Source organism: Kitasatospora sp. NPDC091335, from assembly GCF_044757205.1.
Taxonomy (GTDB): domain Bacteria; phylum Actinomycetota; class Actinomycetes; order Streptomycetales; family Streptomycetaceae; genus Kitasatospora.
In genome coordinates this window covers 176,456-202,999 of the sequence record NZ_JBIVUM010000013.1, presented here as the reverse complement: position 1 = coordinate 202,999, position 26,544 = coordinate 176,456, and the positions used below count along the sequence as shown (strand labels likewise).

General features: G+C 73.1%; 26 protein-coding genes. 13 read left to right on the top strand and 13 right to left on the bottom strand.

The window, feature by feature from the left end; all coding sequences use genetic code 11:
- The first annotated feature begins 538 nt into the window (after positions 1-538).
- The gene (locus ACIQOW_RS26120; protein WP_401088815.1) at positions 539-1,123 is read left to right on the top strand and encodes a sigma-70 family RNA polymerase sigma factor; all 585 of its coding nucleotides are present in this window, start codon (positions 539-541) and stop codon (positions 1,121-1,123) included.
- Positions 1,120-2,340, top strand: coding sequence for an MDMPI N domain containing protein (locus tag ACIQOW_RS26115; protein ID WP_401088813.1), 1,221 nt, complete (start codon positions 1,120-1,122; stop codon positions 2,338-2,340). The genes ACIQOW_RS26120 and ACIQOW_RS26115 overlap by 4 nt, the downstream gene beginning before the upstream one ends.
- Positions 2,341-2,395: 55 nt before the next feature.
- Here the strand turns inward: ACIQOW_RS26115 and purU are convergent, their stop codons facing one another.
- Positions 2,396-3,262, bottom strand: a complete 867-nt coding sequence (gene purU, locus ACIQOW_RS26110; RefSeq protein WP_401088811.1) for a formyltetrahydrofolate deformylase — start codon at positions 3,260-3,262, stop codon at positions 2,396-2,398.
- A gap of 128 nt (positions 3,263-3,390) precedes the next feature.
- Positions 3,391-3,906: a hypothetical protein gene (locus ACIQOW_RS26105; RefSeq protein WP_401088809.1), complete on the bottom strand. Its 516-nt coding sequence runs from the start codon at positions 3,904-3,906 to the stop codon at positions 3,391-3,393.
- Positions 3,907-4,079: 173 nt separating this feature from the next.
- Here ACIQOW_RS26105 and ACIQOW_RS26100 point away from each other — a divergent pair, with 173 nt between their 5' ends.
- Positions 4,080-5,375 carry an ABC transporter substrate-binding protein gene (locus ACIQOW_RS26100; RefSeq protein WP_401088807.1) on the top strand — a complete coding sequence of 432 codons (1,296 nt, stop codon included), beginning with the start codon at positions 4,080-4,082 and terminating at the stop codon, positions 5,373-5,375.
- A gap of 61 nt (positions 5,376-5,436) precedes the next feature.
- Here ACIQOW_RS26100 and ACIQOW_RS26095 read toward each other — a convergent pair whose 3' ends face one another.
- Positions 5,437-6,663, bottom strand: a complete 1,227-nt coding sequence (locus ACIQOW_RS26095) for a hypothetical protein (protein ID WP_401088805.1) — start codon at positions 6,661-6,663, stop codon at positions 5,437-5,439.
- Positions 6,664-6,869: 206 nt separating this feature from the next.
- Positions 6,870-8,246: a transcriptional regulator gene (locus ACIQOW_RS26090; protein ID WP_188295709.1), complete on the bottom strand. Its 1,377-nt coding sequence runs from the start codon at positions 8,244-8,246 to the stop codon at positions 6,870-6,872.
- A 306-nt stretch (positions 8,247-8,552) separates the two neighbouring features.
- On the opposite strand from ACIQOW_RS26090, the gene ACIQOW_RS26085 reads away from it, so the two are divergent.
- Positions 8,553-9,254, top strand: a complete 702-nt coding sequence (locus ACIQOW_RS26085) for a bifunctional DNA primase/polymerase (protein ID WP_401088802.1) — start codon at positions 8,553-8,555, stop codon at positions 9,252-9,254.
- 419 nt (positions 9,255-9,673) lie between these two features.
- Here ACIQOW_RS26085 and ACIQOW_RS26080 read toward each other — a convergent pair whose 3' ends face one another.
- Entirely contained in the window at positions 9,674-10,366 is a 693-nt protein-coding gene (locus ACIQOW_RS26080) for a metal-dependent transcriptional regulator (protein WP_401088800.1), read from the bottom strand.
- Between the two features lie 221 nt (positions 10,367-10,587).
- On the opposite strand from ACIQOW_RS26080, the gene ACIQOW_RS26075 reads away from it, so the two are divergent.
- The 3 genes from ACIQOW_RS26075 to ACIQOW_RS26065 all read left to right on the top strand — a co-directional run bounded on the left by ACIQOW_RS26075 (position 10,588) and on the right by ACIQOW_RS26065 (position 13,401).
- Complete coding sequence (locus tag ACIQOW_RS26075) at positions 10,588-11,352, top strand: sugar isomerase domain-containing protein (protein WP_401088798.1); 765 nt, start codon at positions 10,588-10,590, stop codon at positions 11,350-11,352.
- Between the two features lie 253 nt (positions 11,353-11,605).
- Positions 11,606-12,523: a DUF4231 domain-containing protein gene (locus ACIQOW_RS26070; RefSeq protein WP_401088796.1), complete on the top strand. Its 918-nt coding sequence runs from the start codon at positions 11,606-11,608 to the stop codon at positions 12,521-12,523.
- Positions 12,524-12,546: 23 nt separating this feature from the next.
- Positions 12,547-13,401, top strand: a complete 855-nt coding sequence (locus ACIQOW_RS26065) for an alpha/beta fold hydrolase (protein ID WP_401088902.1) — start codon at positions 12,547-12,549, stop codon at positions 13,399-13,401.
- 30 nt (positions 13,402-13,431) lie between these two features.
- Here ACIQOW_RS26065 and ACIQOW_RS26060 read toward each other — a convergent pair whose 3' ends face one another.
- From ACIQOW_RS26060 to ACIQOW_RS26050, 3 genes are all read right to left on the bottom strand, one after another.
- Positions 13,432-14,406: a 2-hydroxyacid dehydrogenase gene (locus tag ACIQOW_RS26060; RefSeq protein WP_401088794.1), complete on the bottom strand. Its 975-nt coding sequence runs from the start codon at positions 14,404-14,406 to the stop codon at positions 13,432-13,434.
- 31 nt (positions 14,407-14,437) lie between these two features.
- Positions 14,438-18,445, bottom strand: a complete 4,008-nt coding sequence (fxsT, locus tag ACIQOW_RS26055; RefSeq protein ID WP_401088793.1) for an FxSxx-COOH system tetratricopeptide repeat protein — start codon at positions 18,443-18,445, stop codon at positions 14,438-14,440.
- A gap of 73 nt (positions 18,446-18,518) precedes the next feature.
- Positions 18,519-20,078, bottom strand: coding sequence for a TIR-like protein FxsC (locus tag ACIQOW_RS26050; RefSeq protein ID WP_401088791.1), 1,560 nt, complete (start codon positions 20,076-20,078; stop codon positions 18,519-18,521).
- 199 nt (positions 20,079-20,277) lie between these two features.
- Between ACIQOW_RS26050 and ACIQOW_RS26045 the strand changes: the two genes are divergently transcribed.
- Positions 20,278-20,472: a DUF397 domain-containing protein gene (locus tag ACIQOW_RS26045; RefSeq protein ID WP_188295700.1), complete on the top strand. Its 195-nt coding sequence runs from the start codon at positions 20,278-20,280 to the stop codon at positions 20,470-20,472.
- Between the two features lie 3 nt (positions 20,473-20,475).
- Here the strand turns inward: ACIQOW_RS26045 and ACIQOW_RS26040 are convergent, their stop codons facing one another.
- Positions 20,476-21,276: a helix-turn-helix transcriptional regulator gene (locus ACIQOW_RS26040; protein WP_401088789.1), complete on the bottom strand. Its 801-nt coding sequence runs from the start codon at positions 21,274-21,276 to the stop codon at positions 20,476-20,478.
- A 7-nt stretch (positions 21,277-21,283) separates the two neighbouring features.
- Between ACIQOW_RS26040 and ACIQOW_RS26035 the strand changes: the two genes are divergently transcribed.
- Complete coding sequence (locus ACIQOW_RS26035; RefSeq protein ID WP_401088787.1) at positions 21,284-21,586, top strand: hypothetical protein; 303 nt, start codon at positions 21,284-21,286, stop codon at positions 21,584-21,586.
- Between the two features lie 54 nt (positions 21,587-21,640).
- On the opposite strand, the gene ACIQOW_RS26030 is transcribed toward ACIQOW_RS26035, so the two are convergent.
- On the bottom strand, positions 21,641-23,179 hold the full coding sequence (locus tag ACIQOW_RS26030; RefSeq protein ID WP_401088785.1) for an MBL fold metallo-hydrolase: 1,539 nt from the start codon (positions 23,177-23,179) through the stop codon (positions 21,641-21,643).
- 77 nt (positions 23,180-23,256) lie between these two features.
- On the opposite strand from ACIQOW_RS26030, the gene ACIQOW_RS26025 reads away from it, so the two are divergent.
- The gene (locus ACIQOW_RS26025; protein WP_401088783.1) at positions 23,257-23,814 is read left to right on the top strand and encodes a TetR/AcrR family transcriptional regulator; all 558 of its coding nucleotides are present in this window, start codon (positions 23,257-23,259) and stop codon (positions 23,812-23,814) included.
- A gap of 5 nt (positions 23,815-23,819) precedes the next feature.
- Here ACIQOW_RS26025 and ACIQOW_RS26020 read toward each other — a convergent pair whose 3' ends face one another.
- Positions 23,820-24,062 carry a hypothetical protein gene (locus ACIQOW_RS26020; RefSeq protein ID WP_401088781.1) on the bottom strand — a complete coding sequence of 81 codons (243 nt, stop codon included), beginning with the start codon at positions 24,060-24,062 and terminating at the stop codon, positions 23,820-23,822.
- Entirely contained in the window at positions 24,059-24,427 is a 369-nt protein-coding gene (locus tag ACIQOW_RS26015) for an ATP-binding protein (RefSeq protein ID WP_401088779.1), read from the bottom strand. The genes ACIQOW_RS26020 and ACIQOW_RS26015 overlap by 4 nt, the downstream gene beginning before the upstream one ends.
- 138 nt (positions 24,428-24,565) lie before the next feature.
- Here ACIQOW_RS26015 and ACIQOW_RS26010 point away from each other — a divergent pair, with 138 nt between their 5' ends.
- The 3 genes from ACIQOW_RS26010 (at position 24,566) to ACIQOW_RS26000 (ending at position 25,987) form a co-directional block, all read left to right on the top strand.
- Positions 24,566-25,462 carry a helix-turn-helix domain-containing protein gene (locus tag ACIQOW_RS26010; protein ID WP_401088778.1) on the top strand — a complete coding sequence of 299 codons (897 nt, stop codon included), beginning with the start codon at positions 24,566-24,568 and terminating at the stop codon, positions 25,460-25,462.
- 2 nt (positions 25,463-25,464) lie between these two features.
- Entirely contained in the window at positions 25,465-25,662 is a 198-nt protein-coding gene (locus tag ACIQOW_RS26005) for a DUF397 domain-containing protein (protein WP_401088776.1), read from the top strand.
- 124 nt (positions 25,663-25,786) lie between these two features.
- The gene (locus ACIQOW_RS26000; protein WP_401088774.1) at positions 25,787-25,987 is read left to right on the top strand and encodes a DUF397 domain-containing protein; all 201 of its coding nucleotides are present in this window, start codon (positions 25,787-25,789) and stop codon (positions 25,985-25,987) included.
- Positions 25,988-26,021: 34 nt separating this feature from the next.
- Here ACIQOW_RS26000 and ACIQOW_RS25995 read toward each other — a convergent pair whose 3' ends face one another.
- Positions 26,022-26,525 (bottom strand): N-acetyltransferase, encoded by a 504-nt coding sequence (locus ACIQOW_RS25995; RefSeq protein ID WP_401088773.1) that lies wholly within the window; start codon positions 26,523-26,525, stop codon positions 26,022-26,024.
- Between the last annotated feature and the right edge of the window lie 19 nt (positions 26,526-26,544).

Genomic DNA, 26,544 nt, shown 5'->3' with positions numbered 1-26,544 from the left:
GCCCGATCCGTCCGCCCGCGCCCACTCGTCCGCGCCGTCCCGTCGGTCGGGCACCGGCCGCGACACGAATACGCCTCAGGATGGGCGGGGGCACGGACCGCAGCAAGCGCTTCGGGCATATTCCGGCGATCGGGCGACAGCGCGGTGCATACTGTCCCGCTCACTCTCGCGAGCCTCGTACCGGTGATCGTCCGGCCCGGGCCGACCCTCCGGTCCCGCAGTCGGGAACCTACCTCCGCGCGCCCCCGCCGCCCCGCCCGCCACTCGCGAACCACCCGTGCGACATATGTCCAGCGCCCTCGAACAGCGGCCTCGCCGGGCGGTCCCACCAGCCGACCGTCGCACCATCGGACGATCCGGTCCCGGGCGGACCTGCCGAGCCGTGCGGCGCGACCAAGGAGCCCGGCGGGGAGGGGTGTTCACAAGGACGCGGATCCGCGAGGAAGGGTTCCGTTCTTGCCGGAATCGGCCCCGGCGCCGCCCGGCCGCAAGATACCGTTGGGTACGCCAGCGAACCCGGTCAGGAGGGTGGTTCCCGATGGCCACCCCGGAGCAGGCCCCGCGCTGGGACGAGCAGGTGCAGCGCCGCCTCGCCCGCGGCGAGGAGACCGCGCTCGGCGAGCTCTACGACCGGCTCGCACCGATGGTGCACGGCCTGGCCGGACGGATACTGGGCGACCAGGCCGCCGCCGCCCAGCTCACCCGGGAGATATTCGCCCATGCCTGGGAGCACCCCGAGGACTTCGACCCCGACCGGGGCACGCTCCGCTCCTGGCTCGGCGCCCTGACCCACCACCGCGCGGTCGAACGGCTGCGGGCCCGGCGGGCCGCCGAACGGGCACCGGGCGCCGAGGCGGAGATCCGCGCCGTGGCCACCGCCGCGCGGGTGCAGTACGTGGTCGACTCCCTGCCCCAACCCCTGCGTGAGACCATCGCGGTGACCTACTACGACGGCCGCACCTACCGCGAGACGGCCCGCCTGCTCGGCATCAGCGAGCAGGCCGCCAAGCAGCGGATGCGGCTCGGTCTGGAGCTGCTGGCCACCGAACTGGCCGACGAACGCGCCCGCCAGGACGGCGCCGGGAACGGACACGGGAGCGGAAACGGGAGCGGGGAGACGTGAGCAGCACTGAGGAGCAGCACGACGCCCTGCGCTCGCTGCTCGGCGCGTGGGCCCTCGGCGCCTGCCAGGACCGCGAGGCCCGCGAGTTGGAGCAGCACCTGCACGACTGCCGGGAGTGCGCCGAGGAGGCGGCCCGGCTGCGCGAGGCGGCCGGCTGGCTCTCCCTGGACGAGCCGCTGGACCAGCCCGGTTCGCTGCGCCAGCAGGTGCTCGACTGGTGCCTGACCCGCCGTCCCGCCGAACTGCCCGTCCCCGCCTGGGGCATGCCGTACACGGCGGAGACCGCCAAGCTCGACGCGCTGCTGCGCGACCTCGGCCCCGAGGAGTGGCACGAGGTGGCCGAACTGCCGTGGCACGGCGGCACCGAGCGGCTGCGGCCGGCCGAGGTGCTCGGCCACCTGACCGCGGTGGACGGCTTCCTGGCGGTCGCCCTCGGCCTGCCCGACCCGGTGCCGGCCGCTCCCGGCGTGCCCGCGGCGCCGGCCGGGCGACGGGTGCCGCCGCAGGAGCCGGCCGCGGGGCCCGCGGTGCCGCGCGTCCCGCAGCAGGGCGGCCGGTACGCCGCGATCACCGCGCGCACCGCCCGGCTGATCGCCGGCCAGCGCGCGCTGGCGCCGCAGTCGGTGCGCTCCCACTGGCGGCGGCAGGCCCACGACCTGGTGCGCAGCGCCGCACTCGTCCCGCAGGGCAACACCCCGGTCGACTACGGCTTCGCGGTGCTGCCGCTGCGCGACGCCTTCGTGGACCGCGCCTTCGAGTGCTTCGTGCACGGCGAGGACGTGGCCCGGGCGGTCGCCTACCCCTACGATCCGCCGGCGCCGCAGCACCTGCGGCAGATGGTGGAGCTGGTGGTCCGGCTGCTCCCCCGGGCGCTGGCCGGGCTGCGCGCGGCGCGCCCCGAACCCGCCGGGGCGCCGGGCGCACCCGGGGACGGGGCCGGGACCGCCCGGCGGGTGCGGCTGATGGTCGACGGACCGGCGGGCGGCGAGTGGCTGATCACCCTGGACGGCGACGGCGGCAGCAGCCGGGTCCGCGCCGGCGGCGCCGAGCCGCCGCCGGGACCCGAGCCGGTGGCCTCGATGGTGCTGGACGGCCTGGAGCTGTGCCAGCTGGCCGCCGCGCACCGCGACCCGGACCGGCTGCCGGTCGGCGAGCACGGCGACCGCGCCGCGGTCCGCGAGGTGCTGCACGCGCTCCCGCTGCTCTCCCGGCCCTGAGACCCGGCCCCGGGACGCGGACCTGAGGCGCGAGCCGCGGGGCCCGGGCCCCGGTCTAGGCGAAGACGACCGTACGGGTCCCGTCCAGCAGCACCCGGTGCTCGCTGTGCCACTTGACCGCGCGGGCCAGCGCCTGGCACTCCACGTCCCGGCCGAGCGCGACCAGCTGGTCCGGGCTGACGTCGTGGGTGACCCGGGCCACCTCCTGCTCGATGATCGGGCCCTCGTCCAGGTCGGCGGTGACGTAGTGCGCGGTGGCGCCGATCAGCTTCACGCCGCGCGCGTGCGCCTGGTGGTACGGCTTGGCGCCCTTGAAGCTCGGCAGGAAGGAGTGGTGGATGTTGATCACCCGGCCGGACAGCTCGGTGCACAGCCGGTCGGAGAGCACCTGCATGTAGCGGGCCAGCACGACCAGTTCGACGTTCTCCTCGGCGACCAGGTCGAGCAGCCGCTGCTCGGCCTCGGCCTTGGTGTCCTTGGTGACCGGGATGTGGTGGAAGGGGACGCCGTAGCTCTCGGTCAGGTCCCGCAGGTCGGTGTGGTTGGAGACCACCGCGGCGATCTCCACCGGCAGGGCGCCGATCCGGGTGCGGTAGAGCAGGTCGTTCAGGCAGTGCCCGAACTTGCTGACCATGAGCACGATCCGCATCCGCTGCTCGGTCGGGTGGATCTGCCAGTCCATCCCGAAGGACGCCCCGATCGCGGCGAAACTGGCCCGCAGCTTGTCCGCGGTGACCGGCTCGGCGGCGGAGAAGTGCACCCGCATGAAGAAGAGCCCGCTGTCGCCGTCCCCGAACTGCTGGCTGTCGATGATGTTGCAGCCGGTCATGAAGAGGTAGCTGGAGACAGCGTGGACGATGCCCTGCTTGTCGGGGCAGGACAGCGTGAGGACGTACTGGGCGCTGGCCGGCTGCTGTTCCACTGGGGGTATCCGTCCTGGGTCGTGGCGTGGGTGGACGGTCCAGCGTGTCACATCCCGGACAACCGTCGCCCCGCTGCCCGTACTGCGGGACGGCCGCGACCGGCCGCCGTCCCGCCCGGCGCCGGGCCTCAGACCCGGGTGAGGATGCGCAGCACGTCCAGCGACTTGGGTGCCGCGTCCGGGTCCTCCCCGTCGCCCGCGGCCAGCGCCACGTGCGCCTCCCGGGCGGCCCGGACGGTCTCCGGCCAGCCGGGGTGGCCGAGGTAGGCGGAGGCGGGGGCGTCCGCACCGACCTCGTGCAGCATCTGCACGGCCCGCAGCACCGCGACGTCCACCAGCGCGGCCTCGGCGGAGTCCCGGAGGATCGTGCCGATGTACTTCTCGGCGGACCAGCGGTCCAGCCAGGTGTCCTCGACCAGCCGGTACACGGCGTCGGTCACGTCCCCGTAGCCCTCCCGTCCGGTCAGCCAGGTCTCCTGCTGGAAAGCGGGGTCGGACAGCATGTGCAGCGCCGAGCGCAGTCGGGCTCGCCAGCGCCACCAGGGCAGGTCGTTGAGCGGCATGCCGCCCATCGTGCTGGAGCGGTGGCCCGGACGAGAAGGGTTTCGGGCGGACCGGTGCGAAGAATCTGTGCTGGCGGACATGGTGAACGATCGTACGTTCCCCGTCCGTTCGTACTCCACTCGCGATCTACACGCGTCCCCCGCCGGAGTTCGGCGTCCGTTCGCCGTCCGTTCGCACTTCGGCCCTCTCGGCTTGCGGCGCCGGGGCTTGGCTGTCTCCGGTGCGCCGGAGTGCGCCCAGAGAGGGAATACCGATGACCACCCGAAGGGACTCGTTCCAGGGCCGTCCCCAGCTCGGGCGACGCCGTCGCCCGATCGCAGCCGCCGCCACCGCCGCGGTGCTGCTCCCCACCCTCTTCTCGGCCTCCGCGTGCGGCGGACCGGCCGATGCCTCCACCAGCGGCAGCGAGATCGCCGTGATGACCTGGGCCCCGGCCGGCACCGGCAGCGCCGACCGGCCGGGCATGACCGCGCTCGCCTCCGCCATCAGCCAGGACGTCAACACCAAGGGCGGCCTGAACGGCCACCGGCTGCGAGTGATCACCTGCAACGAGCACAACACCGCGGACGGTGCCCGCGCCTGCGCCCAGCAGGCGGTGGACTCCAAGGTGTCCGCCGTGATCGGCTCCTACAGCCAGTGGGGCGAGGCGTTCATGCCGGTGCTGGAGCGCGCCGGCATCCCGCTGATCGGCGGCTACGGGCTCTCCCAGCCGGAGTTCTCCAGCCCGCTGTCCTACCCGGTGTCCGGCGGCATGCCCGCCCTGATCGCGGGCAACGGCCGCCAACTGGTGGACGCCGGCTGCAAGTCCGTCGCCCTGGTCCGGCCCGACACCCCGGCCGGCGACAACCTGCTCGGCTACCTGGGCACCGCGCTGCGGCCGGCCGGGATCAGGCTGACGGACGTCAAGGCGCCCGAGCAGTCCTCCGACTACAGCCCGGTGGCCCGCAAGGCGATCGGCAAGGACGAGCCGGGCAACTGCGTCACCAGCGCCCTGGCCGCCGAGCCGACCGGCAACCTGCTGGACTCCTACCGCCGGCTGAACCCGAAGAACACCCGGATCGCCTCGGTGATCGGCAGCGTCCAGCAGTCGGTGGTGGACTCCACCGGCGGCGACACCGGCCCGCTCGGCGGCGCCTACGTCACCAGCTGGTACCCGCCGGAGTCGGCGAAGATCTGGGACGGGCTGCGCGCGGTGGTGCGCACCGACACCACCGGCGGGCACCCCATCGACGTCGCCGACCCGGGCGTGCAGACCACCTGGGTCGCGTACGAGGTGTTCAGGACAGTGGTGCAGAAGCTGGCGGAGGGCGGCAAGCCGGTCACCCCGAAGGCGGTCTCCTCGATGCTGGACAGCGGCGAGGGCATCGACGTCGGGATCACCCCGCCGCTGAACTGGGGCACCACCAACATGCTGCCCAGTGGCGGCTCGCCGCGGCTGGTCAACACCTGGGTCACCTACCAGGTGGTCAGGAACGGCCGGATGACCTTGCAGCAGCCGGGCTTCGTGGACATCCGCTGGGCGCTCACCGGGGGCCGTCCGCCGGCCTGACGCGGAACGCCCGGCGGAGGGGGGACGGGCCGCGCGGCCCGTCCCCCCTCCGTCCCGTCGCTCACAGGTCGCCGTCGCTCCGGTTGGGCAGTCCGCTCTGGGCTGCGATCGTGTTCCAGAGGGTGGAGGCCTGCTTCTTCGCGGTGGTCGCGGTGCCGCTGGCCTGCACGGCGTTCTTGTAGTGCGGGTTGTCCTGCTTCTTGGCGTCGCAGGAGCCCTGCGCGTCCTGCGCCCAGGCCGCGTACTCGTCGTCGGCCTGGGCCGAGGCCGTCCAGGCCGCGTTGAGCTGCTCCACCAGCTGCTGACCGCCGGGCAGCTTGTCGGTCTTCAGCTGGCCGAGCTTGCCCTGGAGCTCGCGCCGCTTGCCGGCCGCGGCGGTCAGGGCCTGCTGGGACTCGGGCAGCTTGTCGCACTTCTGCACCGAGGCGACCGCGGAGACCACCGAGCTGCGGCTGTCGCTCGCGGTGCCCAGCAGGTCCGACAGCGGCTGCGCCTGGGCCTTGACGTCCGGGTCGACGGCCGCGCCGGAGCCGCTGGCGCTCGCCTTCGCGGGGGTGGTGGCGCCGGTGCTCGCGGCGGCCACCGGGGTGGTCTTGTCGTCCTTGGCGGGCTCGTCGCCGCCCATCAGGACGGCGACCAGGATGCCGGCCGCCGCACAGCCCGCCACCACGCCGCCGATGACCAGCTTGGTGGACCGGCTTCCGCCGCGCCCGGACCCGCCCGCCCTGGTCGTGTCGTACCCCTGGTCGTATCCCTGGCCGGCGCCCTGGCCGTAGTCCTGCCCCTGCTCCGGGGCATAGCCCTGGTGGTAGTCCTGGGCCGGGTAGGCCTGCTGCGGCTGCGCGGCCTGCGGATAGGCCTGGTAGCCGGGCGCGGGCTGCTGCTGGTAGCCGGGCTGGGCCGGCGCGGGCGGGTAGCCGTACCGGGGCTGCGCCGCGGGGTGGCCGGCCGCCTGCGGGTCGCCGCCCGGGTACGGCGGCAGGTGCTGGGTCTCCGGGGCCTGGTCGGGCTGCGGAGCGCCGTACCCCGGCTGCGGAGCGCCGTACCCGGGCTGCGGAGCGCCCCACGGGGCCGGCTGGGCGGGCATGGCCTGGGTCGGCAGCGCGGGCCCGCCCTCACCGAGGTACTCCGGCTGCCCGGACGGCTGTCCCACCGGCGGCACGGCCGAGTGGCCCTGCGGCTGGCCCTGCTGCTGGCCTGGCTGCCCCTGCGGGCCGGCGGGCTCGGGGCGGAACAGGTCGTCCAGGTTGAAGTCACCGGAGTTCGGGTACGAGCGGCGCTGACTCAACGCGATTCCTCACCTGTGCAGGACCGCGCACTGACGGCGGACCACATCTCGTCGGTTCTTGGGAGCATCACAGTTCCTTGGACGTCGCGCCCACGCTACCGGTTCGCCTCGCCGGGTGACCACGTGGGCGGGACATCCGTCACGCTCCCTGCACAGACGATCCGCGGCCGCCCCGGGTCCTGGCCGGGCCCGGGCCGCCCCCGGACCTACGCCGCCTCGGCGTCCGCTCTGGCGTGGAACTCCCGGACCACCCGCTGCTCCCGGTACGGCTCCAGCCGGCGGCGGAACTCGTCCAGGTACTCCACGCCCCGGTTGGAGCGCAGCCCGCTCAGCAGCCGGACCGCCTGGGCGCCCGTCTCGCAGGCGCGTTCCAGGTCCCGCTGCTGGAGCTGGGCGGTGGCCAGCAGCACCAGGTCCACCGCGCGGCGCCGGACCCGGGTCGGCGGGTGCAGGTCGAGCGCCCGCCGGGCGTAGTGCTCGGCCTGGCCCGCCTGTTCCAGGTCCCGGTGGCAGTGGGCCAGCTCGTCCGCGAGGTAGGCGTCGTCGAAGTGGGCGATCCAGTCCGGGTCGTCCTCCGGGCGGCGCTTCTCCATCATCTCCAGGGCCCTGGCCGACACCGCCTCGCAGGAGCGGGCGTCGCCGAGCAGGGCGTGGCCGCGGGCCTCGGCGGCGTAGAACATCGCCATCGCCGTCGGGGTGGCCACCGACCGGGCGCCTTCCTGGGCGGCGCGGGCGAGTTGGGCGATCTCGCGCGGGTTGCCGAGGGTGGCGGCCAGGTGGCTCATCGAGGCGGCCAGCACGTAGCCGCCGTAGCCGCGGTCGTCGGCCGCCTGGGCGAGCCGCAGCGCCTGGATGTAGTAGCGCTGGGCGAGCCCCGGCTGCCCGGTGTCCACCGCCATGTAGCCGGCCAGTTCGGTCAACCTGGCCACCGCGGCGAAGAGTTGGCGGCCGGTCTCCTCCCGGTAGGCGCCGCCGAGCAGGCCGGAGACCACCGAGTTGAGGTAGTGCACCACCACCGGGCGCACATGGCCGCTGCCGAAGCGGTGGTCCAGGTCGACCAGCATCGCGGTGGTCGCCCTGATCGCGGCCACGTCGGTCGGACCGACCCTGGGGCCGCCGGCCCGCGCCACCACCGGGTCCGGCGGGGTGATCAGCCAGTCCCGGCTGGGCTCCACCAGCGCGGAGGCGGCGACCGTCGCCCCGGTCAGGAAGTCCCGCCGGCCGACGTCGCTGCGCCACAGCTCGCAGACCTGCTCCAGGGCGGCGCCGATGGTCGGCGCGAACTGGAGCCCGATGCCGGAGCTCAGGTTCTTGCCGTCCGCCATGCCGATCTCCTCGACCGACACGCTGCGGCCGAGCTTGCGGCCCAGGGCCTCGGCGATCACGGCCGGCGCCTGCCCGCGCGGCTGCTGCCCGCGCAGCCAGCGGGCCACCGAGGTCTTGTCGTACCGAAGGTCCAGCCCGTGCTCGGCGCCACAGAGGTTGACCCTCCTGGCCAGGCCGGCGTTGGAGCAGCTGGCCTCCTGGATCAGTTGCTGCAGACGCTCGTTGGGCTGTCGTGCGACGAGTGGTCTCGCGGCCATTGGGCTTCGCCTCCCCACACCCTCCGGCCCCGGCCGGCGGGCGACGATTCTGCTGATCTGTTGCCGACTGTCCGACCGTCCAAGGAATCTGACACCAGGTTAGCGATCAGCAACGCCAGCGGGATACCCACGGTGACGAACCGCACCCCCCTTGCGCCCTGGGAAATGCTCCCGTGCGCCCCCGCTGCGCCTGCCCTCGACCCCACCAACTCGGTCGACTAACCGGAACGGGTGACATCCCCCGGATACACCCGACCGGGCGTCATCGGGCCGTAACCAGCCTCACACACGGTAGTTGAGCACCCCGTGGAAAACATCCCCGAAGCCTCGGGCCGGAACGAGAAGGCCACCCCGCCCCCCTTACTCGCCGAAGCCGTCGGCTACGCCGCGCACCGCCACTGGGAGGTGGCGCCCGGCACCTGGCCGGTCGACGGCGACGGGGGCGTCCGCTGCTCCTGCGGCGACCCGCGCTGCACGCTGCCCGGCGCCCACCCGCTGGACCCGGACTGGGCGCGGCAGGCCAGCGCCGGCCCCGGTGCGGTGCGGCACTGGTGGACCGAGCGGCCGCAGGCGTCGATCCTGCTTCCCACCGGGCGGTCGTTCGACGTCCTGGACGTCCCGGAGGCGGCCGGCTGCCTGGCGCTCGCCCGGATGGAGCGGATGGACCTCCAGCTCGGCCCGGTGGCGGTCCAGCCCGCCGCGCCCGGGCGGATCGGGCGGCGGCTGCACTTCCTGGTGCTGCCCGGGGCCGCGGCCAGGCTCCCCGAGATGCTCCGCAGGCTCGGCCGGTCGGCCGGCCGGCTGGACCTGGTCGCCCGCGGCGAGGGGGACTGGACGGTCGCCCCGCCGTCCCGGATCGGCTCCCTGGGGTACGCCCAGTGGGCCCGCTCCCCCTCCGCGCTCAACCGCTGGCTGCCGGACGCCGCCGAACTGATCGGTCCGCTCGCGTACGCCTGCGGCCGCGAGGCGCCCTCGTTCCGGGCCGCCCGGCCGGCCCCGGTGGGCTGAGCCGGGCCGGCCCCGGCCGGCCCCCACAACGGCGCCCTCCGCCGATCGGGTGAGGGCGCGCTCCGCGCGACACCACGCGCGTGCGTGACGGGCCTTGTCCCCCACCGGAGACGGGGCCCGTCACACGCATGTCCGGATAAGGCCTCCGTGTACCCGCTGGTCAGACGGAGAAGCCCCTCGTACGAGTGACAGCACTCAAGGATTGCCATGATCGGCCGAGGGGAGGAATTGCGATGTGTGGGGACGCCGACAGGGACGCTCGGACGGGGAAGCCGGGCGGCGGCGACGGAGGGGAAGCGGGAGGGGCGGAGGGGAACGGGAGGGAACGGGGAGGACGAAGGGGCCCGCGCCACGGGGACGCGGGCCCCTTCGCCGTACCGGTTCGCCCTACCGGTTCGCCGTACCGGCGAGGTGCGGGCTCAGGCCTGGGCGACGAAGACGTGCTGGGCGATGTCCTTGCCCAGCTCCGCCGCGTTCTCCCCGGTGCCGACCAGCACGCCGCCGACCCCGGCGCTCACCTTGACCGTGGAGCCCGGCCGGACCCCGGCCCGGCGCAGGGTGCTCATCAGCGCGCTGTCGGTCTGGATCGGCTCGCCGATCCGGCGGACCACCACGTCGGCCCCGGCGTCGCCCGGCTTGACGGTGTCCAGCGGGACGAGCCCGGCATCGAAGCCCTCGCCCTCGGCCTTGGTGTCGCCCAGCTCGTCCAGGCCCGGGATCGGGTTGCCGTACGGCGACTGGGTGGGGTGGCCGAGCATGGCGAGCACCTTGCGCTCGACCGTCTCGCTCATCACGTGCTCCCAGCGGCAGGCCTCCTCGTGCACCTGCTCCCACTCCAGGCCGATCACGTCGACGAGCAGGCACTCGGCGATGCGGTGCTTGCGCATGACGCGCACCGCGAGCCGGCGGCCCTCCTCGGTCAGTTCGAGGTGGCGGTCCCCCGCGACCTGGAGCAGCCCGTCGCGTTCCATCCGGCCTACCGTCTGGCTGACCGTGGGACCGCTCTGTTCCAGGCGCTCCGCGATGCGGGCGCGCATCGGGACGATGCCTTCCTCCTCCAGCTCCAGGATGGTGCGGAGGTACATCTCAGTGGTGTCGATCAGCCCAGACATCGCCGCTGGCTCCGTTCTTCGGTGTACTCACCGCCAATTCTGACGTACCGGACCGACAATCGGGCGCGCCCCCGGTCCGAGGGGTCCCGATTTTGTTCCTGTTGACAACGATGCCGCCGGGGCGCGACCGTGCTCGCCGAAGCTTTCTCCACCGGCGGTCTGGACCACCCGGACCACCCCACCCGGCCGGATCCCCCACCGGCAGAGAGCGAAGGCACCAGATGAACGACCTGGTCGGCAGGTACTTCGACGCCGCGATCGCCCACCTCCAGCGGGTCCGCGAGGAGGAGGCCGACACCATCGAAGCCGCCGCCGCGCTGCTCGCGGAGGCGATGGCCGAGGGCCGCCGGGTCTTCACCTTCGGCGCCGGACACTCCGCGCTGCCGGCCCAGGACGTGGTCTACCGGGCCGGCGGGCTGGTCCCGGTGAACCTGCTGAACGTCCCCGGGGTGGCCGGGGTGACGGTGATGCCCGCGCCGCTGTCCAGCGCCCTGGAGCGGGTCTCCGGGCTGGCCACCGCGACCCTGGACCTGACCCCGGCGACCACCGGGGACCTGCTGTTCGTGATCTCGCTCTCCGGCCGCCAGGTGATGCCGGTCGAGCTGGCCAGGTACGCCAGGGACCGCGGCCTCAAGGTGGTCGGCGTGACCTCGCTGGCGTACCCGGAGGAGGTGTCCTCGGCGCACCCGACCGGCACCTACCTGAAGGACCACTGCGACGTGGTGCTGGACAGCAAGATCGCGGTCGGCGACGGCGAGCTGACCCACCCGGGCGCCGAGACCACCTTCGGCCCGGTCTCCACCATCGTGACCAGCGCGCTGATGCAGGCCGTGGTCGCCTCCGCGGTCGGCCGGCTGGCCGACCGGGCGGCCGCCGGGGAGTGCCCCGCGCCGCCGCTGTTCCGCTCCGGCAACGTCCCCGGCGGCACCGAGTGGAACGCCAAGCAGATGGCCGAGAACGCCGAGCGGGTCTTCTACACCCACTGACCCGCCCCGGCCGGGCCCGCCGGCCGCCCGCGCACACCCGCCGGCCGCCGCACGCCCCCCACCACCACTCCGCACGCTGGGTGCCGGACCGAACACGGGGAGTACCGGACAAACCACCGGGGCTTCCCGGCCACATCCGGCCGCCCCGGCCGTCCCCAGGCGTACCGGCGAGCCGCCGGGGGCAGGAGAGCGGTGCGACCGGAGCGACTGGTGGGGGCCGAACATGGCGTCTGTTGCGGGACGGACCGGGTGGGTGAACGAGCGGGCCCTGCTGCCCGAGTTCTTCTGGGCCGCCGACTCGGCCTCGCTGCGCGGACAGCGGCGTTCGGTCCTGCTCTCCGCCTGGGAGCTGGTCCTGCTGGTGGTCGCCGCCGCGACCGGCTCGGCCGACGGCGAGCCCTGGGCCTGGCCGGCGGCGGCGGCCTACCTCGGCGCGATCGCGCTGGCGGTGGTGGTCAGCCGGCAGAACCCGCAGGGCCTCTGGTACGAGGGCCGGGCGGCCGCCGAGTCGGTGAAGACGCTGGCCTGGAAGTACGCGGTCGGGGCCGACGCCTACCAGCCGCCGCCGCGCGCCCTGCCGGACGCCGAGGGCCTGTACCGCTTCCAGCTCGCCCGGGTGCTCGGCGCCTTCCGGGACAGCCCGGTGACCGTCCCCGAGGGCGGGGTGGAGATCACCCGGACCATGCGCGACCTGCGCGGGCAGCCGCTGGCGGTGCGCCGCGAGGTGTACCTGGCCGAGCGGATCCAGCTGCAGCACGACTGGTACCGCGCCAAGGCCCGCTACTGCGCCCGGGCCGGCCACTGGGCCGGGGTGCTGGGCGTGCTGCTGCCCGCGCTCGGCCTGGTGCTCGCCGTGCTGCGGGCGCTCGGCGCGTTCGGCTACGACGCGCTGGGCACGGTCTCGGCGGTGGCCGCCTCGGTCACCGCCTGGGCGCAGCTGCGCCAGTACCGGCCGCTGGCCGCCGCGTACGCCCTGGCCGCCGAGGAGCTGGCGCAGATCCAGCACCAGCTCGCCCGGCTGGACCTGGAGTCGCCGGAGGCCGAGGAGACCTGGGCCCGCCTGGCCCGGGACGCCGAGGACGCGATCTCCCGGGAGCACACCACCTGGCAGGCCCGCCGGGAGGTGCGCACCACCACCGACCGGGAGCACGCAACCGACCCGGAACCCTGAGGAGGCCGCAGGTGTCGTTACGGATGGTCAAAACGGCGGAGGACCGCACGCTCGCCGTCGAGTCCCTCGGCGACCCGCGCGGCCGGCCGGTGTTCCTGCTGCACGGCATGCCCGGCAGCCGGGTCGGCCCGCACCCGCGCAGCACCGTGCTGTACCGGCTGGGCGTCCGGCTGATCTCGTACGACCGGCCCGGTTACGGCGACTCGACCCGGCTGCTCGGCCGCCGGGTGAGCGCGGCCGCCGCGGACGTGCGGACCATCGCGGACGAGTTCGGGCTGGAGAGCTTCGCGGTGCTCGGCCGCTCCGGCGGCGGCCCGCACGCGCTGGCCTGCGCGGCGCTGCTGCCGGAGCGGGTCAGCCGGGCCGCGGTGCTGGTCGGCCTCGCGCCGCGCACCGCGGCCGGCCTGGACTGGTACGCGGGGATGACCCCGTCCAACGTCCGCGCGTACCGGGAGGCCGAGCGCGGGCACGGCCGGATCGCCGACGCGATGGAGTTCCGCTCCCGGCAGATCAAGGACGACCCGGTCCGGCTGCTGAACGGCCTGCGCACCGAACTCTCCGCCGCCGACCGGGAGGTGGTGGCCGACAGCGGGCTGCGGCGGATGCTCCAGAGCAACTACCGGGAGGCGTTCCGGCACGGCGCCGACGGCTGGATCGACGACGTGCTGGCCTTCACCGCCGACTGGGGGTTCGAGGTCGGCTCGGTCCGGGTGCCGACCTGGCTCTGGCACGGCGCGGACGACCAGTTCTCGCCGGTCGACCACTCCCGCTGGCTGGCCGACCACATCCCGGGCGCCGAGCTGTTCCTGGAGCCCGGCGCCGCGCACTTCGGGGCGTTCCGGGTGATGACCACCGCGCTGGCCTGGGCGGCGGGCTGAGCACGCCCCCGGGTCAGGGCTTCACCGGCGTCAGGGCTTCACCGGCGTCAGCGGCTCGCCGCCGTCCAGCACCGCCAGCACGTTGTCCACCGCCAGGCCGCCCATCGCCTGCCGGGTGCGGACGGTGGCGCTGCCCAGGTGCGGGGCGAGCACCGCGCGCTCCTGGGCGAGCAGCGCGGACGGGACGGCCGGCTCGTGCTCGAAGTTGTCCACGGCGGCGGCGAACAGCGCGCCGGACTCCAGCGCGGCGGCCAGCGCCTCCTCGTCCACCACGCCCGCGGTCATGCTGACCACCACCGCGCCGCGCGGCAGCAGGGCGAGCCTGCGGGCGTCCAGCAGGTGCCGGGTCTCCGCGCTGAACGGGCAGGTGACGACCAGCACGGTGGAGGTGGCGAGCAGTTCCTCCAGCGGCTTCCAGCCGGCGTCCCCGGCCTCCTCGGGCGGCAGCTCGCGGCGGTTGTGGTAGCTGACGGGCATGTCGAAGGCGCGGGCCCGGCGGGCCACCGCCTGCCCGATCCGGCCCATCCCGAGCACGCCCAGCGGGGTGCCGGCCAGCTCCAGGCCGAGCAGGAAGTTCGGCGCCCAGGTCCAGGGGGTGCCGGCGCGCAGCAGCCGCTCGCCCTCGCCGAGCCGGCGGGTGGCGGCCAGCAGCAGCGCCCAGGCCATGTCGGCGGTGGCGGTGGTGAGCACGCCGGGGGTGTTGGTGACCAGGACGCCGCGTTCGGCGCAGGCGGCCACGTCCACGTTGTGGTAGCCGACGGCGTGGTTGGCGACGACGGCCAGCCGCGGCCCGGCCGCGTCCAGGAACTCGGCGTCCACCCGGTCGTCCAGGGTGGTGATCACGGCCCGCCGGCCGCGGACGGCGGCCAGCAGCCCGGCCCGGTCCATCGCCAGGTCGGAGTCGTGACAGGTGACGGCGTGGTGCGCGGTGAGCCGTTCGACGACGCCGGGGGCGAGGCGCCGGGTGACCAGGACCGGGGGCGGGGGCGGGGTCTGCTCGATCATGGTTCCGCAGCGTACCTCCGCCCCTTCCCGGTCAGACCGGCTGCGGTTCCAGGTCCCGGTTGATCCGCTTCCAGCCGCGCGCGGAGACCGTGTTGGGGTGCTCCTCGCCGAACTGCCGGATCAGCTCGGAGATCGCCCTGGCCCGCAGTTCGGCGGCCTGGGTGTGCCGGCCCGCCGCCCGCAGGGTGATCGCCAGGTTGGCCTCGCAGGCCACCGCGTCCGGGTGCTCGGCGCTGTAGCGGCCGCACAGCCCCTGGTAGGCGGCCCGGCCGAGCCGTTCGGCGCGCTCCATCTGCCCGTCGTCCCCGTAGGCGTTGGCCAGGTTGATCATCGCGTTGAGGGTGTACGGGTGCTCCTGCCCGACCGAGCGGGTCAGCCCGTCGACGGTGAGCCGGCCGCGCTCGATGGCGCCCTGGACGTCGCCGCTGCCCCGCAGGTAGATGCCGAGGTTGTTGGCGCAGGCCAGGGTGAACGGGTGCTCGTCGCCGAACAGCCGCCGGTGGCCCTCGAACACGGTGGAGCAGAGGTCGCGGGCGGCCTCCTTGTCGCCGGAGGCGCTGTGGTCGGCGGCCAGGTTGAGCGCGCAGGCGAGCGCGTCGGGGGCGTCCGCGCCGTAGCGCTCCAGGTAGCGCTCGTAGGTCTCCTTGGTGATCCGGCGGGCCTCGGCGAGCTGGCCGATCCGGCGCAGCGAGACGGCGAGGGACTTGGCGTTGCGCAGGTTCTCGGGCAGGTCGGGGTCGAGGACGTCGCCGAGGTCGGAGGTGACTTCCTGGAGGAGGTTCACGGAGCCGCGGTAGTCGCCGAGTTCGCGCAGGTCGCGGGCGAGGTTGGACTTGGTGGAGAGGGTGTAGGGGTGTTTGGGGCCGAGGACGGCGGTGCGCCGGTCGAGGGTCTCCTGGTCGAGTTCGCGGGCGGCTTCGCTGTCGCCGACGAGCCGGTGGTCGATGGCCAGGTTGTTCGCCATGGAGAGGGTGCGCGGGTTGTCGTCGCCGAACAGTTCGCGGAACTGGTCGAGGATCTCGCGGTCGAGGTCGAGGGCGGCCTGGAAGCGGCCGAGCGCGCGGCGGTCGGCGCCGAGCGAGCCGGCCGTCATCAGGGTGTACGGGTGGTGCTCGCCGAGCAGTGCCCGCTGGCGTTCCAGGGTGTCCTCGTCCAGGGCCAGCGCCTCGCCGTAGTTGCCCTGGGAGCGCAGCACGTTGGCGAGCTGGAAGCGCAGCAGCAGGGTCTGCCGGTCGTCCTCGCCGAGCTTGCCGGTCCACTCCACGTCCAGGGCGTGGCCGAGGTCGCGGGCGCGGTCGAGTTCGCCGCGCTTCCACAGGTAGCGGACCCGGTCGATGAGCAGCTGGCGGGTGTCCGCCTCGTCGCAGTTGTGCGCCTTGGAGGGCGACAGGTGCGGCCAGATCTCGTCGAAGGCGGGCCAGTTGGCCGGGTCGTCGGTGTCGCCGAGGACGGGCCTGGCGCCGGTGAGGATGCGATGCACCTCGTGGACGGCGATCTCCTGCTCGTCGTCGCTCATCCCGGCCCGGATCACCGCCTGGACGAGCCGGTGCACCTGGAAGCTGTTGCTGCCGGCGTCGACCTTGGCCAGCGCGTACCGGCCGATCGCCTGGATCACCTTGCCCAGCATGAACTTGTCGCTGAGGTCGGCGTCGAACTTCACCAGCGCCCGGATCATCTGGTCGCTGTAGAACAGGTTCATCGAGATCGGCTCGGGGGCGAAGAACGCGCAGAGCTGGAGCAGCCGGACGGCCGCCGGGGACTGCTGGCGCAGCCGTCCGATCGACACGTTCCAGGTCGCGGCGACCGGGGTCGGGTAGTCGGCCGGGCGGCCGACGGCCAGCGCGCGGGCGGCCTCGGCGTGCAGCTGGGTGACGTAGGTCTCCACCGGGGTGCCGGTGGTGTCCAGCCAGGCGGCGGCCACCTCGACGGCCAGCGGCAGGTCGCCGACGGCCTCGGCGACCCGGTCGGCGTCCGGGCGGGAGAGGCTGCGGGCGCGCCGGCACAGGTGCTCGACGCTCTCGCCGCGGGTGAAGACGTCGACCTCCAGCGCCTCGGCGTGCCCGGTCCAGGCCTGGTTGCGGGAGGTCACCAGGATGTGGCCGGAGCCGCCGGGGAAGAACCGGCGGATCTCGGCGGGCTCGTCGGCGTTGTCGAAGATCAGCAGCCAGCGCGAGGTCGGCACGCCGCGCCGCAGCGCCTCCCTGGCCGCCTCGGCGGCCTCGGTGACCGAGTCGCCGACCCGCAGGCCCAGCCGGCGGGCGAGTTCGGCGAGCGCCGGGGCGACCAGTTCGATCTGCTCGGCGTCGATCCACCAGACCAGGTCGTAGTCGGACATGAAGCGGTGGGCGTACTCCAGCGCCACCTGGGTCTTGCCGACGCCGCCGAGCCCGTACAGCGTCTGCGGGGTGGGCAGCACGGCCGCCATGCCGCCGCGCAGCTGGTTGCGCAGCTGCTCCAGGACGGCGGCGCGGCCGGTGAAGGAGGGGTTGCGCGGCGGGACGTCCCACACCGAGGGCTTGCTGCCGGGGAAGCGCGGGCCACCGCTGGGCGCGTCGCCGAGCGCCACGTCGCCGCGGTCCAGCGCGCGCAGCAGGCTCTGGACCGACTGCGCCTCGTCGCGGCCGACCAGGTCGACCGGGTTGCGGTTGCTGAACGGCGCCGTCAGGCGCACGTCGCCGACCCGGATGGGCAGCAGCTGGCGCCGGGTGCCGGAGGGGTCGGAGCTGACCACCGACTCCCACAGTGCCCTCGCCTGCGGGGAGCGCTGGTAGGCGGGCGAGAGCACGGCGACCGTCCGGTACGCGGAGTCGATGCCGCGCTCGGTCTCCTCGCGCGGGTCGGTGCCGGCGCTGAGGTCGCGCGGCAGCACCCGGAAGCCGGCCCTGGTCAGGACGGACTCGATCCAGTCCGCCCACATCCGGTCCTCGGGGACGTAGGAGAGGTAGAGGTCGGCGGGCACGGAGGGGCGGCGGCGGGTGAAGGCGTCCACGTAGCGCAGCCGCAGCTCCTCGTCCAGCACCGGCAGCGAGCGGGCCCGGCCCTCGGTGATCTTCGAGGTGAGCCGCTCGCAGGCGGCCAGCATCGAGGTGGGCGTGCCGGTCTGGTCGCCGAAGGTCGCGAGGATCTCCTCGTAGGCGTAGAACGGCCGGTACGGGATCTCCACCTGGCCCCAGTACTGGGCGAGTTCCTCGCCGTTCAGGCCGGAGGGCAGGCCGTCGAAGCGGACCCGGGCGAGGGCCCGGCCGGCGTCCGCCTTCTCCTTCTCGCCCTCGTCGATGCGCATCGGCACGGGCAGGATGCGGATGCCGCGCTCGCGGTAGCGGTCGTGGATGTGCTGGGCGATCCGGGAGGCCCCGTCGATGGACTGGTCGCTGAGGGTGAAGCAGACCACCAGGTCGTCGGGCATCTGGACGGTGCAGATCTCGGCGATGTCGGACAGGCCGGTGCGCGAGTCGATCAGCACGTAGTCGTACCGCTTGGTCATGTCGGCCTTGAGGGCGTCGAAGAACTGCCCGCCGTCGAAGCGGTCGTAGAAGATGTCCCAGTCGAGGTGGGTGACGGCCTCGGAGTAGTCGCGGTTGAACTGGCCCGCGGAGAGGAAGTCCAGGCTGCCGCCGGCCGGGAAGTGCTGCCAGGTGAGCGAGAGCGCGTGCGGGTGCACCCGGGCGAAGTCCAGGTGCCAGCCCTCGGCGTGCTCGACCGGGCGCAGCGCCTCCTCGCGGTACTCGGCGATCAGGTCCATCATGCCGGTGGTGCCGGCCAGCGAGGCCGGGTCGAGGAACGGGTGGAAGAACTTGGCGAGGCCGGGCGCCTCCAGGTCCCAGTCCACGGTGAGCACCCGGAAGCCGTTGGCGGCCAGGATCCAGGCGGTGTTGGCCAGCGCCATGGTGCGGCCGGTGCCGCCCTTGTACGAGTAGAAGGTGATGATCCGGCCGTTGCGGTCCTGCTCCGCCGCGCGCCGCTCGGTCTCCCGCTGGGCGGCGAGGTCGGCGGGGGTGATGCCGCCGAGGCGGAGGTTCCTGGTGCGGTTGTCGCTCATGCGGACACCTCGCTGCGCTCGGCGGTCGGTTCGTGAGACGCGCGCCCTTCGATGATTCGCCGGCTTCGCTCGCTCATCGCGGTCCTCTTCCTCCCAGGGGCGCCATCCCGTCATCGGGTTCATCGCCGTCGTCGCGGTACGGGGTCTGCTCGCGGTACGGGTCGTGCTCTCGGTGCGGGGCCTGCTCTCGGTGCGGGGCCTGCTCTCGGTGCGGGGCCTGCTCTCCGTACGGGTCGTCGCCGTTGGTCCGGCTCCGGCGGGTGGTGCGGCCGTTGCCGTTCCCGTTGCCGCTTCCGTTGCCGTTGGTTCTGCCGCTTCCGTCGGCGTCCTGGTCCTCGTCGAAGGGATCCACCGGGGCCCCGTCCGGTCCGTACCCGCCCCCTGCCCGCCGGAACGCGTCCCGCAGGCTCGGCCGGGGCGGCGGCGGTTCCTCCGGTTCGGCCCTGGTGCGGCCCTCGAAGGCGTACTTGGCCTTCATCGCCGCCCTGGGCAGCGCGTCGTCGAAGTCCTCCAGCGTGTGCAGCCCGCCGGTCGGGCCGATGGCGCCGAGGAAGCTCGGCCGGCTCGCCCGCCGGGTGATGCGCAGCGTCTCGTCGCTCAACTCTCCCAGTTCGTCCGCGCGTTCGCCGCACTCCGGGTCGTCGCCGTTGAACGGCTCCAGGATGCTCACCCAGGTGGCGTCCGAGCGGTCGAAGCGCCGGACCAGCTCGCGCCGGCGCGGGTCGCGCAGCGCCCACCGGTCGAGCAGCAGCAGGCCGGGCGCCTCGGCGCTGCCTCCGATGATCGACTCGACCTCCTCGTCGAACTCGTGCACGGTCGGCTGGAACCCCAGCTGCCTGGCCAGCCGGGCCGCGTGCTGCGCGATCGGCGAGCCGACCGGCCGGTACGGATGCCAGTCGGTGCGCCGCTCGCCGTAGTAGTCGGGGCTGCGGTCGTCCGGCAACTCGCCCCGGTGGTAGGCGAGTACCGAGATCCGCAGCTGTTTGGTCGGGGCGGTGACGTTGAACGCGCTGGGGAGCGTGTTGAATTCGAGGCGGCGCCCGACCGGGATCACCGTCTCCTCCGCGACCTGCACGATCCGGGCCGCCAGCCGGTGCACGGCCAGCTCGTAGGCGGCGCGGAAGTAGCTGAGCTTCATCAGCGCGTACAGGCCCTCGGTGGCGTACTCGGGTCCGAAACTCGCGTGGTTGAACTGGAGTTCACCGGCCACGTTCGGCAGCCGGTAGCGGCTCATCGGCGCCCACAGCACCGGGACGATGCCGCTGGTGCGCTCGGAGTCGAGGTTCGCCGGGTAGACCGGGCGACGGGTGAAGGCGTGCCATTCCTGGCCGCACGGAACGCTGTTGAAGTACCTCGGGGAGTAGAGGGGTACGAATACCCGGCACGAGGCCAACTCGTCGGACAGTCGTTCGGCCCACAGTTCGCCCTGGTGCATGGACTCGTCCATGAAGCCGACCGCGACCCCGTCCGGGACGGTGGTGAGCTGGAGCACCGCCTCGCAGAGGTCCCGGTACAGCTGCCTGACCCAGTGGTTCGGATCGCTCGCGCCCCGCGCGCCGGCCTTGGGGGTGTGCGCGTAGGAGAGGAAGAAGTACGGCCGGGCGTCGTCCTCGTCCCAGCCCCGGTCAGTCACACGCGCCTCCCCCGGGCCCGTCGGCAACCTGCCTCCCGCAGCCCCCGTGCGGCGGGGCTTCAGTGTAGGAACGACTGACACCCCAATGGAATAGCACAACGTCTCGCACGAATTGACATGACCGAAACGATGCCGCCACCCGTGCACAGGGAGCAGTACCCTCGTTCCGGCCGCCGCGCACCCCCCCGGGAGGACATCCGTGAACCATCTCGACTGGCAGAGGTCCAGCACCAGCAGCGACAAGGACGACTGGATCGAGATCGCCTCCGAGGGCGATCACGTCTACATCCGCGAGTCCAACGACCCCACCCGCATCGTCACCACCACCCGGGTCAAGTTCAACGCCTGGGTCCTCGGGGCCAAGGCCGGCGAGTTCGACCACTTCGTCGCCTGAGGGTCACCCCGGGTAGCGGGCCGCCAGGGTCCGTACCGTCGCGGTGATGCGGTCACAGAGTTCGGCCGGTTCCAGCACCTCGACGTCGGCGCCGAGCCGCATGAACTCCCCGTGGGCGTGGTCGACCGACTCGATCGGCACCCGGGCCCGCGTCCAGCCGTCGCCCCCGGGTGCCAGACCTAGGCATCGGGCGCCCTCCGGGGTGAGCCGGACCAGTGCCTCCCCGGTGTGCGACCGGGCCCGGAAGCCGGCGAGGTGGCCCGTCCAGTACGTGCCCAGGTCGAAGCCGGCCGCCGGCTCGAACTCCTCGGCCAGGTCGCGCAGTCCGATGATCTGATCGATTCGGTACGTGCGCATCCCGGACGGACCGGCGGCCACCAGGTACCAGCGCCCGGCCTTGAGCACCAGCCCGTACGGGTCCACCCGCCGCTCGATCTCCTCCGGCGCCCGCCGGCGCCGGTACCGCAGGACCGCCGACCGCCGCTCCCACACCGCGGCGGCGACGGCGGCGAGGTGCGGGGTGCCGTCCGCGTCGGCGTACCAGCCGGGCGCGTCGAGCAGGAAGCGCTCCTGGATCCGCCCGGCGCGCTCGCGCAGCTCCGCCGGAAGGGCCGCCGTCAGCTTGAGCCGGGCTGCGGCGAGCGCCTCGCCGAGGCCCAGCTCGGCGGCGGCACCCGGGAGTGCGGCGAGGGAGACGGCCTGCGCCTCGTCGGCGGTCAGCCCGGTGAGCCGGGTCCGGTAGCCGTCGACCAGCCGGTACCCACCGGCGTGCCCGGTGTGGCGGGAGCACCGCGGCGCGGCCAACGCCACCATGCTCGACAGCGACGACGTCCTGCTGCTGCGCGGCCCGGGCTTCGCCCCGGAACCGGGTGCCCGCGAGGTGCTCGCCACCGTCTGCCACCCCACCGGGGCGGCCGCCTTCGACGTCCATGCCGGCCGCCACCTGGGCCCGGAGCACGCGGTGCACCGCACCGAGCACGCCGCGAACGACTTCCCCCGGCTGCCCGTCCGCACCGGCGAGGACGTCCGGGTCTGGTTCGGGCCCGCCGAGCCGCCGCCCTGGCCGTACCGGCGGCGGCGGCTTCAGCCGGTGACTGCGTGGGACGTCGGCTGAGCCGACTTCCCACGCAGCCGGGGTCCCGCGCAGTCGGCCTCCCCCGCAGCCGGCTTACGCGTCCACCCCGGCCAGCCAGGCGTCGACGGGCACCCCGCAGGAGTTGAGGATGCCCGCGATCGTCCCGTACGTCCCGACCAGGGCCAGGAGTTCCAGCACCTGCGCCTCGGAGTGCCGTTCGGCCAGGGACTGCCAGGTGTCCGGGGCGAGCGCGTGTCCGTCGTGCAGCTCGTCGACGGCCCGCAGCAGGGTGCGGTCGGCCTCGGTCCAGTCGGGGTGCTCCGGGCCGTCCGGCACCCGGGCGATCTCGGGCCCGGTCAGCCCGGCCGCGGCACCGAGGCGGACGTGGTGCTCCCACTCGTACGCCGAACCGGTGCGGTGCGCGGTGCGGAGGACGGCCAGTTCCCGCTCACGGAACGGCAGCAGGCCCTGGTTGAGCTGGGCGAGCAGGGGCGCCAGGGCGACCAGCAGGTCGGGGTGGTGGCCGATGGTGGCCAGGACGTTGAGCACCGGGCGGCCCGCCAGCGGACCGGCGCCGTCGGTGAACAGGGCGGCCGCGGGGCCCTCCAGCCGTCCGGCGAGGGCGGCGATCTCGGCCGCGGGCCGCGGTGCCAGCCGGGGCGCCGGCCGGGGCGCCGGCCGGGGCGCCGGCCGGGGCGCCGGCCGGGCCCCTGCGGTGAACTCGTCCAGCCCGAACAGCAGTTCCTCCTCGACCGGGGTTCCGTCACCGTTCAGTTCGCGGTACACGGCACCGACGTTGAGCAGCAGCCGCTCGCGGTCGTCCCAGTCCGCGAAGCCGTCCAGGTCCATCTCCCGCGCGGCCCGCAGCACCGGGGTGCCCGCCCGGTGCGCGCGCGTGGCGTGGTCGCGGACCCGCTCCAGGTAGCCGCGGAAGGTGCGGACCTCGGGCTTGCCGACGACCGGGCCGTGCCCGGGCACGATCGTCTCGACGTCCAGGCCGAGGATCAGGTCGCAGGCGGCGATCCAGCGCTCCACCGGGCCGCTGTGGATCACCGGGTGGCCGCCGACGAACAGGATGTCCCCGGCGAACAGCACGCCGGCGTCGGGCACGTGGACCAGGACGTCGCCCCGGGTGTGGGCGGGGCCGACCTCGATCAGCCGGACGGTGCGCAGCCCGACGGCGACCTCCAGTTCGCCGCTGAAGGTCCGGTTCGGCAGGGCCGGGGCGATGCCGGTGAAGTCGAAGGCCTGCCGCATGTCCCGGACGACGCGCGGGAGCGGCACGTCGCCCGGCGCCGCGAGCAGTTCGTGGAGGTGGTCGCGGCCCATGTCGGCCGCGGCGGCCTCGGAGGCGATCACGGTGGCGTGCGGGAGCAGCTGGTTGCCCCACCAGTGGTCGCCGTCGCTGTGGCTGTTGACCAGGGTGTCGACGGTGACGGCGGGCAGCGTCCGCGAGACGGCGGCGAGCAGGTCCCGGGTCTGCGGGACGGTGAACAGCGTGTCGACGAGCAGCGCCTCACCGCCGGAGACGATCAGCCCGGCGTTGCTGAGGCCCCAGGAGCCGTTCGGCTGAAGGTAGGCGTAGGTGTCGTCGGCGATCTCGTGCAGGCCGAGGGTGTACGGGACGGTCATGGGTGACCTCCTCGCTAGATGTACTGGAGGCTTAACATGTACTCCAGTACACCAGTGGATTCAAGTACACTTTTCTCGTGACCTCGCCGAACCGACACGACCAGCGCCGCACCGCGACCCGGGAACGGCTGCTCAGCGCGGCCCTGGAGCTGTTCGCCACCCAGGGATACGCGGCCACCACCTACGACCACATCGCCGAACGCGCGGACGTGGGACGACAGACGGCCTTCAACCACTTCCGCCGCAAGGAGGACTTCGTCACGGCCTGGGTCCGGCAGCGGCACGAGGCACTGGAGAGCGCGACCGGCGACGGCTCCGCCGTGGAGGCGCTCACGGACGCCCTGCGCACCCTCGCGCACCTCAACGAGCGGGAGTACGCGCTGGCGAAGGAGCTGCACGACAGCGGAGTGCTCCACGCCGCCTTCGCCCTCGGCGCCGCGACGCCCGCCGCGTTCACCACTGCTGCCCGCCGGGGCGGACTCCGCCTCGAAGTGGATCCCGAGGCGGTCGCCGACCTGCTGTTCGACACCTACATCACGACCCTGGGCCGCTGGCTCGCCGCCGACGCGGGCTACCCCCTCGCCGACGCCCTGCTCGCCCGGCTCGACCTGCTCGCCTCAGGCTTCAGCGCCTGAGCCTGTCACCGGTGGCGCTTGAACTCGCGCAGGAGTGCGAGGAGGTTGATCACGGTGCTGGCCGGAACATTGCCCAGGGAGACCAGGATCTGACCGTCCAGGATGGCCTCCCCGGACTGGGCGGAGGGCCACAGGAGGCCGAACTCGCGCCCTTCGGTGCGGAGTTCCACGATCAGCCCGCCGAGCTGCCGACTGGTGAGGTGACGGATCGCGGGATCGCCGGGCCGGATGGGGTAGAGCGCGTTCACGCGGCACCGTCCAACTCGAACCAGACCCGCTTCCCGAGCTTCTGGAGCTCCGCACCCCAGCGGTGGGTGAGACCCTCCACCAGCTGAAGGCCGCGACCCGACTCGGCGCGGAGGTCAGGCTTCTGACGCTGCGGCAGCTCGGAGCTGCGGTCCGCGACGGTGACGCGGAGGGTGTTGCCGGAGTAGACGACCGTGACGACGGGCGAGAGGGTCGCCCCGTGCCGCCAGGCGTTCACCACCAGCTCGATCATGGCGAGTTCGGCATCCCCGATGGAGGAGTCGGGGTACCCGGCGCGCGACATGGCGTCGCGCAACACCTCGCGGGACACGGTGAGGGAGGGGGAGTTGAGGCGGGGGTCACACATGGGGGATCTCCCATCAGCTCAAATGAGCTACGCACGGAGAGACCTGACGTCCCATCCGGCGAGCAGTGCAGTGAAACTTTAGTGGATTTCCATCAAAATTGGCAACACTCTCCGCGCATGCCTCTACACTTTCCGTAGGTGACGATCCGCGAGGAAGGTATGCCCATGGCATTCGGGAGTGGGATCAGCGAACGTCAGCGTCGTCTCGGCGAAGAGCTTCGCAGGACACGCGATGCCGCTGGACGCTCAGCGGTGGAGATCGGGCAGGCAATCGGCGTGAAGGGTCCCGCCGTCAGCCACATCGAGTCCGGCAGGATGGGCCTAAATCTTCCACGACTGAACATCTGGCTCGACCGGTGCGACATCACGGACCCCGACTACCGGGCCGGCCTCGCCGCCATGAGTGAGAGTTCAGGCAAGGGCTGGTGGACCGAGTTCAAGACCCACGTCACACGAAGCTCGCTCGACCTGGCCGAGGCGGAGGCTCGCGCAACAGGCTTGGACAACTATGAATCCCTGCTGATCCCGGGCCTCTTGCAGACCAAGGCCTACAGCGAGGTCATCCAGGGATACACCGAGAAGAAGGTCGAGTTCCGCCACGAACGTCACAAGGTCCTGGCGGGCAAGAACGCCCCACCGTACCGGGCCGTGATCCACGAAGCAGCCCTGCACATGATGTACGGAGGAGCAACGGTCATGTGGGACCAGCTGAATCATCTGATCGAGATGAGCAAGCTGCCCAACGTGACGATCCAGATCCTCCCGTTCGACTGCACCACATTCGCGTCGAACGACACGCCCTTCCTACTGATCCGCGGCGCTCACACCCGGCTTGGCACGGTGCTCCTCGAACATCCACATGGATCCAACTTCCTCGGCGACCCCGAGGTCGTGACAACATTTGACCGGAAGTTCGACCGACTCAGGGGCTTGGCTCTCCCACCCTTGTCTGCGGCGACATCCGCGTCGTCACCCGCCGATCGGGACTCGTTGGGTTTGATCCAGCACATTCGCTACAAGGTCCAGGGAAGATAGCCATGCACCAGCTCAACTGGCAGAAGTCCAGCTTCAGCAGCGACCAGGCCAACTGTGTCGAGATCGCTTCCGCCGGCGAGTTGGTCTACATCCGCGAGTCCGACGACCCCACCACCATCGTCACCACCACCCGCACCAAGCTCCACGCCTGGCTGCACGGCGCCAAGGCCGGCGAGTTCGACCACCTCATCGAACCCTGACCGACATCCTCCGCGTGCCCCGGTCGGGGCACGCGGAGCCCCGGCCATCTCACCCGCCCCCCCAAGTCTCGCGCAGAAAGTCGGCCCCACCGACCTTCCGTGCCTCGTGACAGGACAGGCAAGCATGACTCAACTCAACTGGCAGAAGTCGAGCTTCAGCGGCACCAACACCAACTGCCTTGAGATCGCCCCCTCCGCCGGCGAGCTGATCCACATCCGCGAGTCCGACGACCCCACCACCGTCGTCACCACCACCCGCGCCAAGCTCCACGCCTGGATCCGCGGCGCCAAGGCCGGCGAGTTCGACCACCTCACTGAAGCCTGACCTCGTCCCCCGTGCCCCGGGGGACGAGGTCTCCTCACGCCTCGGGGTGCGCGGGCAGGGCGAGCCAGTCCGACCAGGAGATCCCCCGGCCGAGGAAGCGCGGCTGCTCGAACGGCCAGTCGGCGGCGATCCACCGCGGCACCAGCGCGTCAAACGCCTGCTCGACCTCTCCACCCACCAGCTCGTCCACCACCCACCAGGCGATCTCACCGTCCGCGCCGGCCTTCGCGGGCGGGTCGATGTAGACGCAGCCGAGCAGGGCCGTCTCCGCCGCGTCGAACAGCGCGTAGTTGAACGACTGGTGGGCGGCGATCTCCTTCTCGTGCCGCAACAGGTCGGCCTGGTTGGCCTCGTAGGTCATGGTGGCCGCCGGCCAGCCCCACGCCGGGCCGAAGATGGTGAACAGCCGCTCGCGCGAGCCCGTCACGGCCGGATAGTCGAGCGACGCATCCGCCTCCCGGACCGGCCGCAGGTGATGGGCCCCGCCCGGCAGCGGTACCTGGACGGGATGGACGAAGTCATCGGGAAGCCAGCTCATGGCGCCCGACCGTAGCACC

Coding starts and splice junctions, on each gene's coding strand:
- ACIQOW_RS26035 (WP_401088787.1), top strand. CDS start 21,284: ATGCTCGACAGCGACGACGTCCTGCTGCTGCGCGGCCCGGGCTTCGCC.
- ACIQOW_RS25995 (WP_401088773.1), bottom strand. CDS start 26,525: ATGAGCTGGCTTCCCGATGACTTCGTCCATCCCGTCCAGGTACCGCTG.
- ACIQOW_RS26015 (WP_401088779.1), bottom strand. CDS start 24,427: ATGTGTGACCCCCGCCTCAACTCCCCCTCCCTCACCGTGTCCCGCGAG.
- ACIQOW_RS26005 (WP_401088776.1), top strand. CDS start 25,465: ATGCACCAGCTCAACTGGCAGAAGTCCAGCTTCAGCAGCGACCAGGCC.
- ACIQOW_RS26065 (WP_401088902.1), top strand. CDS start 12,547: ATGGTCAAAACGGCGGAGGACCGCACGCTCGCCGTCGAGTCCCTCGGC.
- fxsT (WP_401088793.1), bottom strand. CDS start 18,445: ATGAGCGACAACCGCACCAGGAACCTCCGCCTCGGCGGCATCACCCCC.
- ACIQOW_RS26030 (WP_401088785.1), bottom strand. CDS start 23,179: ATGACCGTCCCGTACACCCTCGGCCTGCACGAGATCGCCGACGACACC.
- ACIQOW_RS26080 (WP_401088800.1), bottom strand. CDS start 10,366: ATGTCTGGGCTGATCGACACCACTGAGATGTACCTCCGCACCATCCTG.
- ACIQOW_RS26100 (WP_401088807.1), top strand. CDS start 4,080: ATGACCACCCGAAGGGACTCGTTCCAGGGCCGTCCCCAGCTCGGGCGA.
- ACIQOW_RS26120 (WP_401088815.1), top strand. CDS start 539: ATGGCCACCCCGGAGCAGGCCCCGCGCTGGGACGAGCAGGTGCAGCGC.
- ACIQOW_RS26060 (WP_401088794.1), bottom strand. CDS start 14,406: ATGATCGAGCAGACCCCGCCCCCGCCCCCGGTCCTGGTCACCCGGCGC.
- ACIQOW_RS26075 (WP_401088798.1), top strand. CDS start 10,588: ATGAACGACCTGGTCGGCAGGTACTTCGACGCCGCGATCGCCCACCTC.
- ACIQOW_RS26000 (WP_401088774.1), top strand. CDS start 25,787: ATGACTCAACTCAACTGGCAGAAGTCGAGCTTCAGCGGCACCAACACC.
- ACIQOW_RS26090 (WP_188295709.1), bottom strand. CDS start 8,246: ATGGCCGCGAGACCACTCGTCGCACGACAGCCCAACGAGCGTCTGCAG.
- ACIQOW_RS26105 (WP_401088809.1), bottom strand. CDS start 3,906: ATGTCCGCCAGCACAGATTCTTCGCACCGGTCCGCCCGAAACCCTTCT.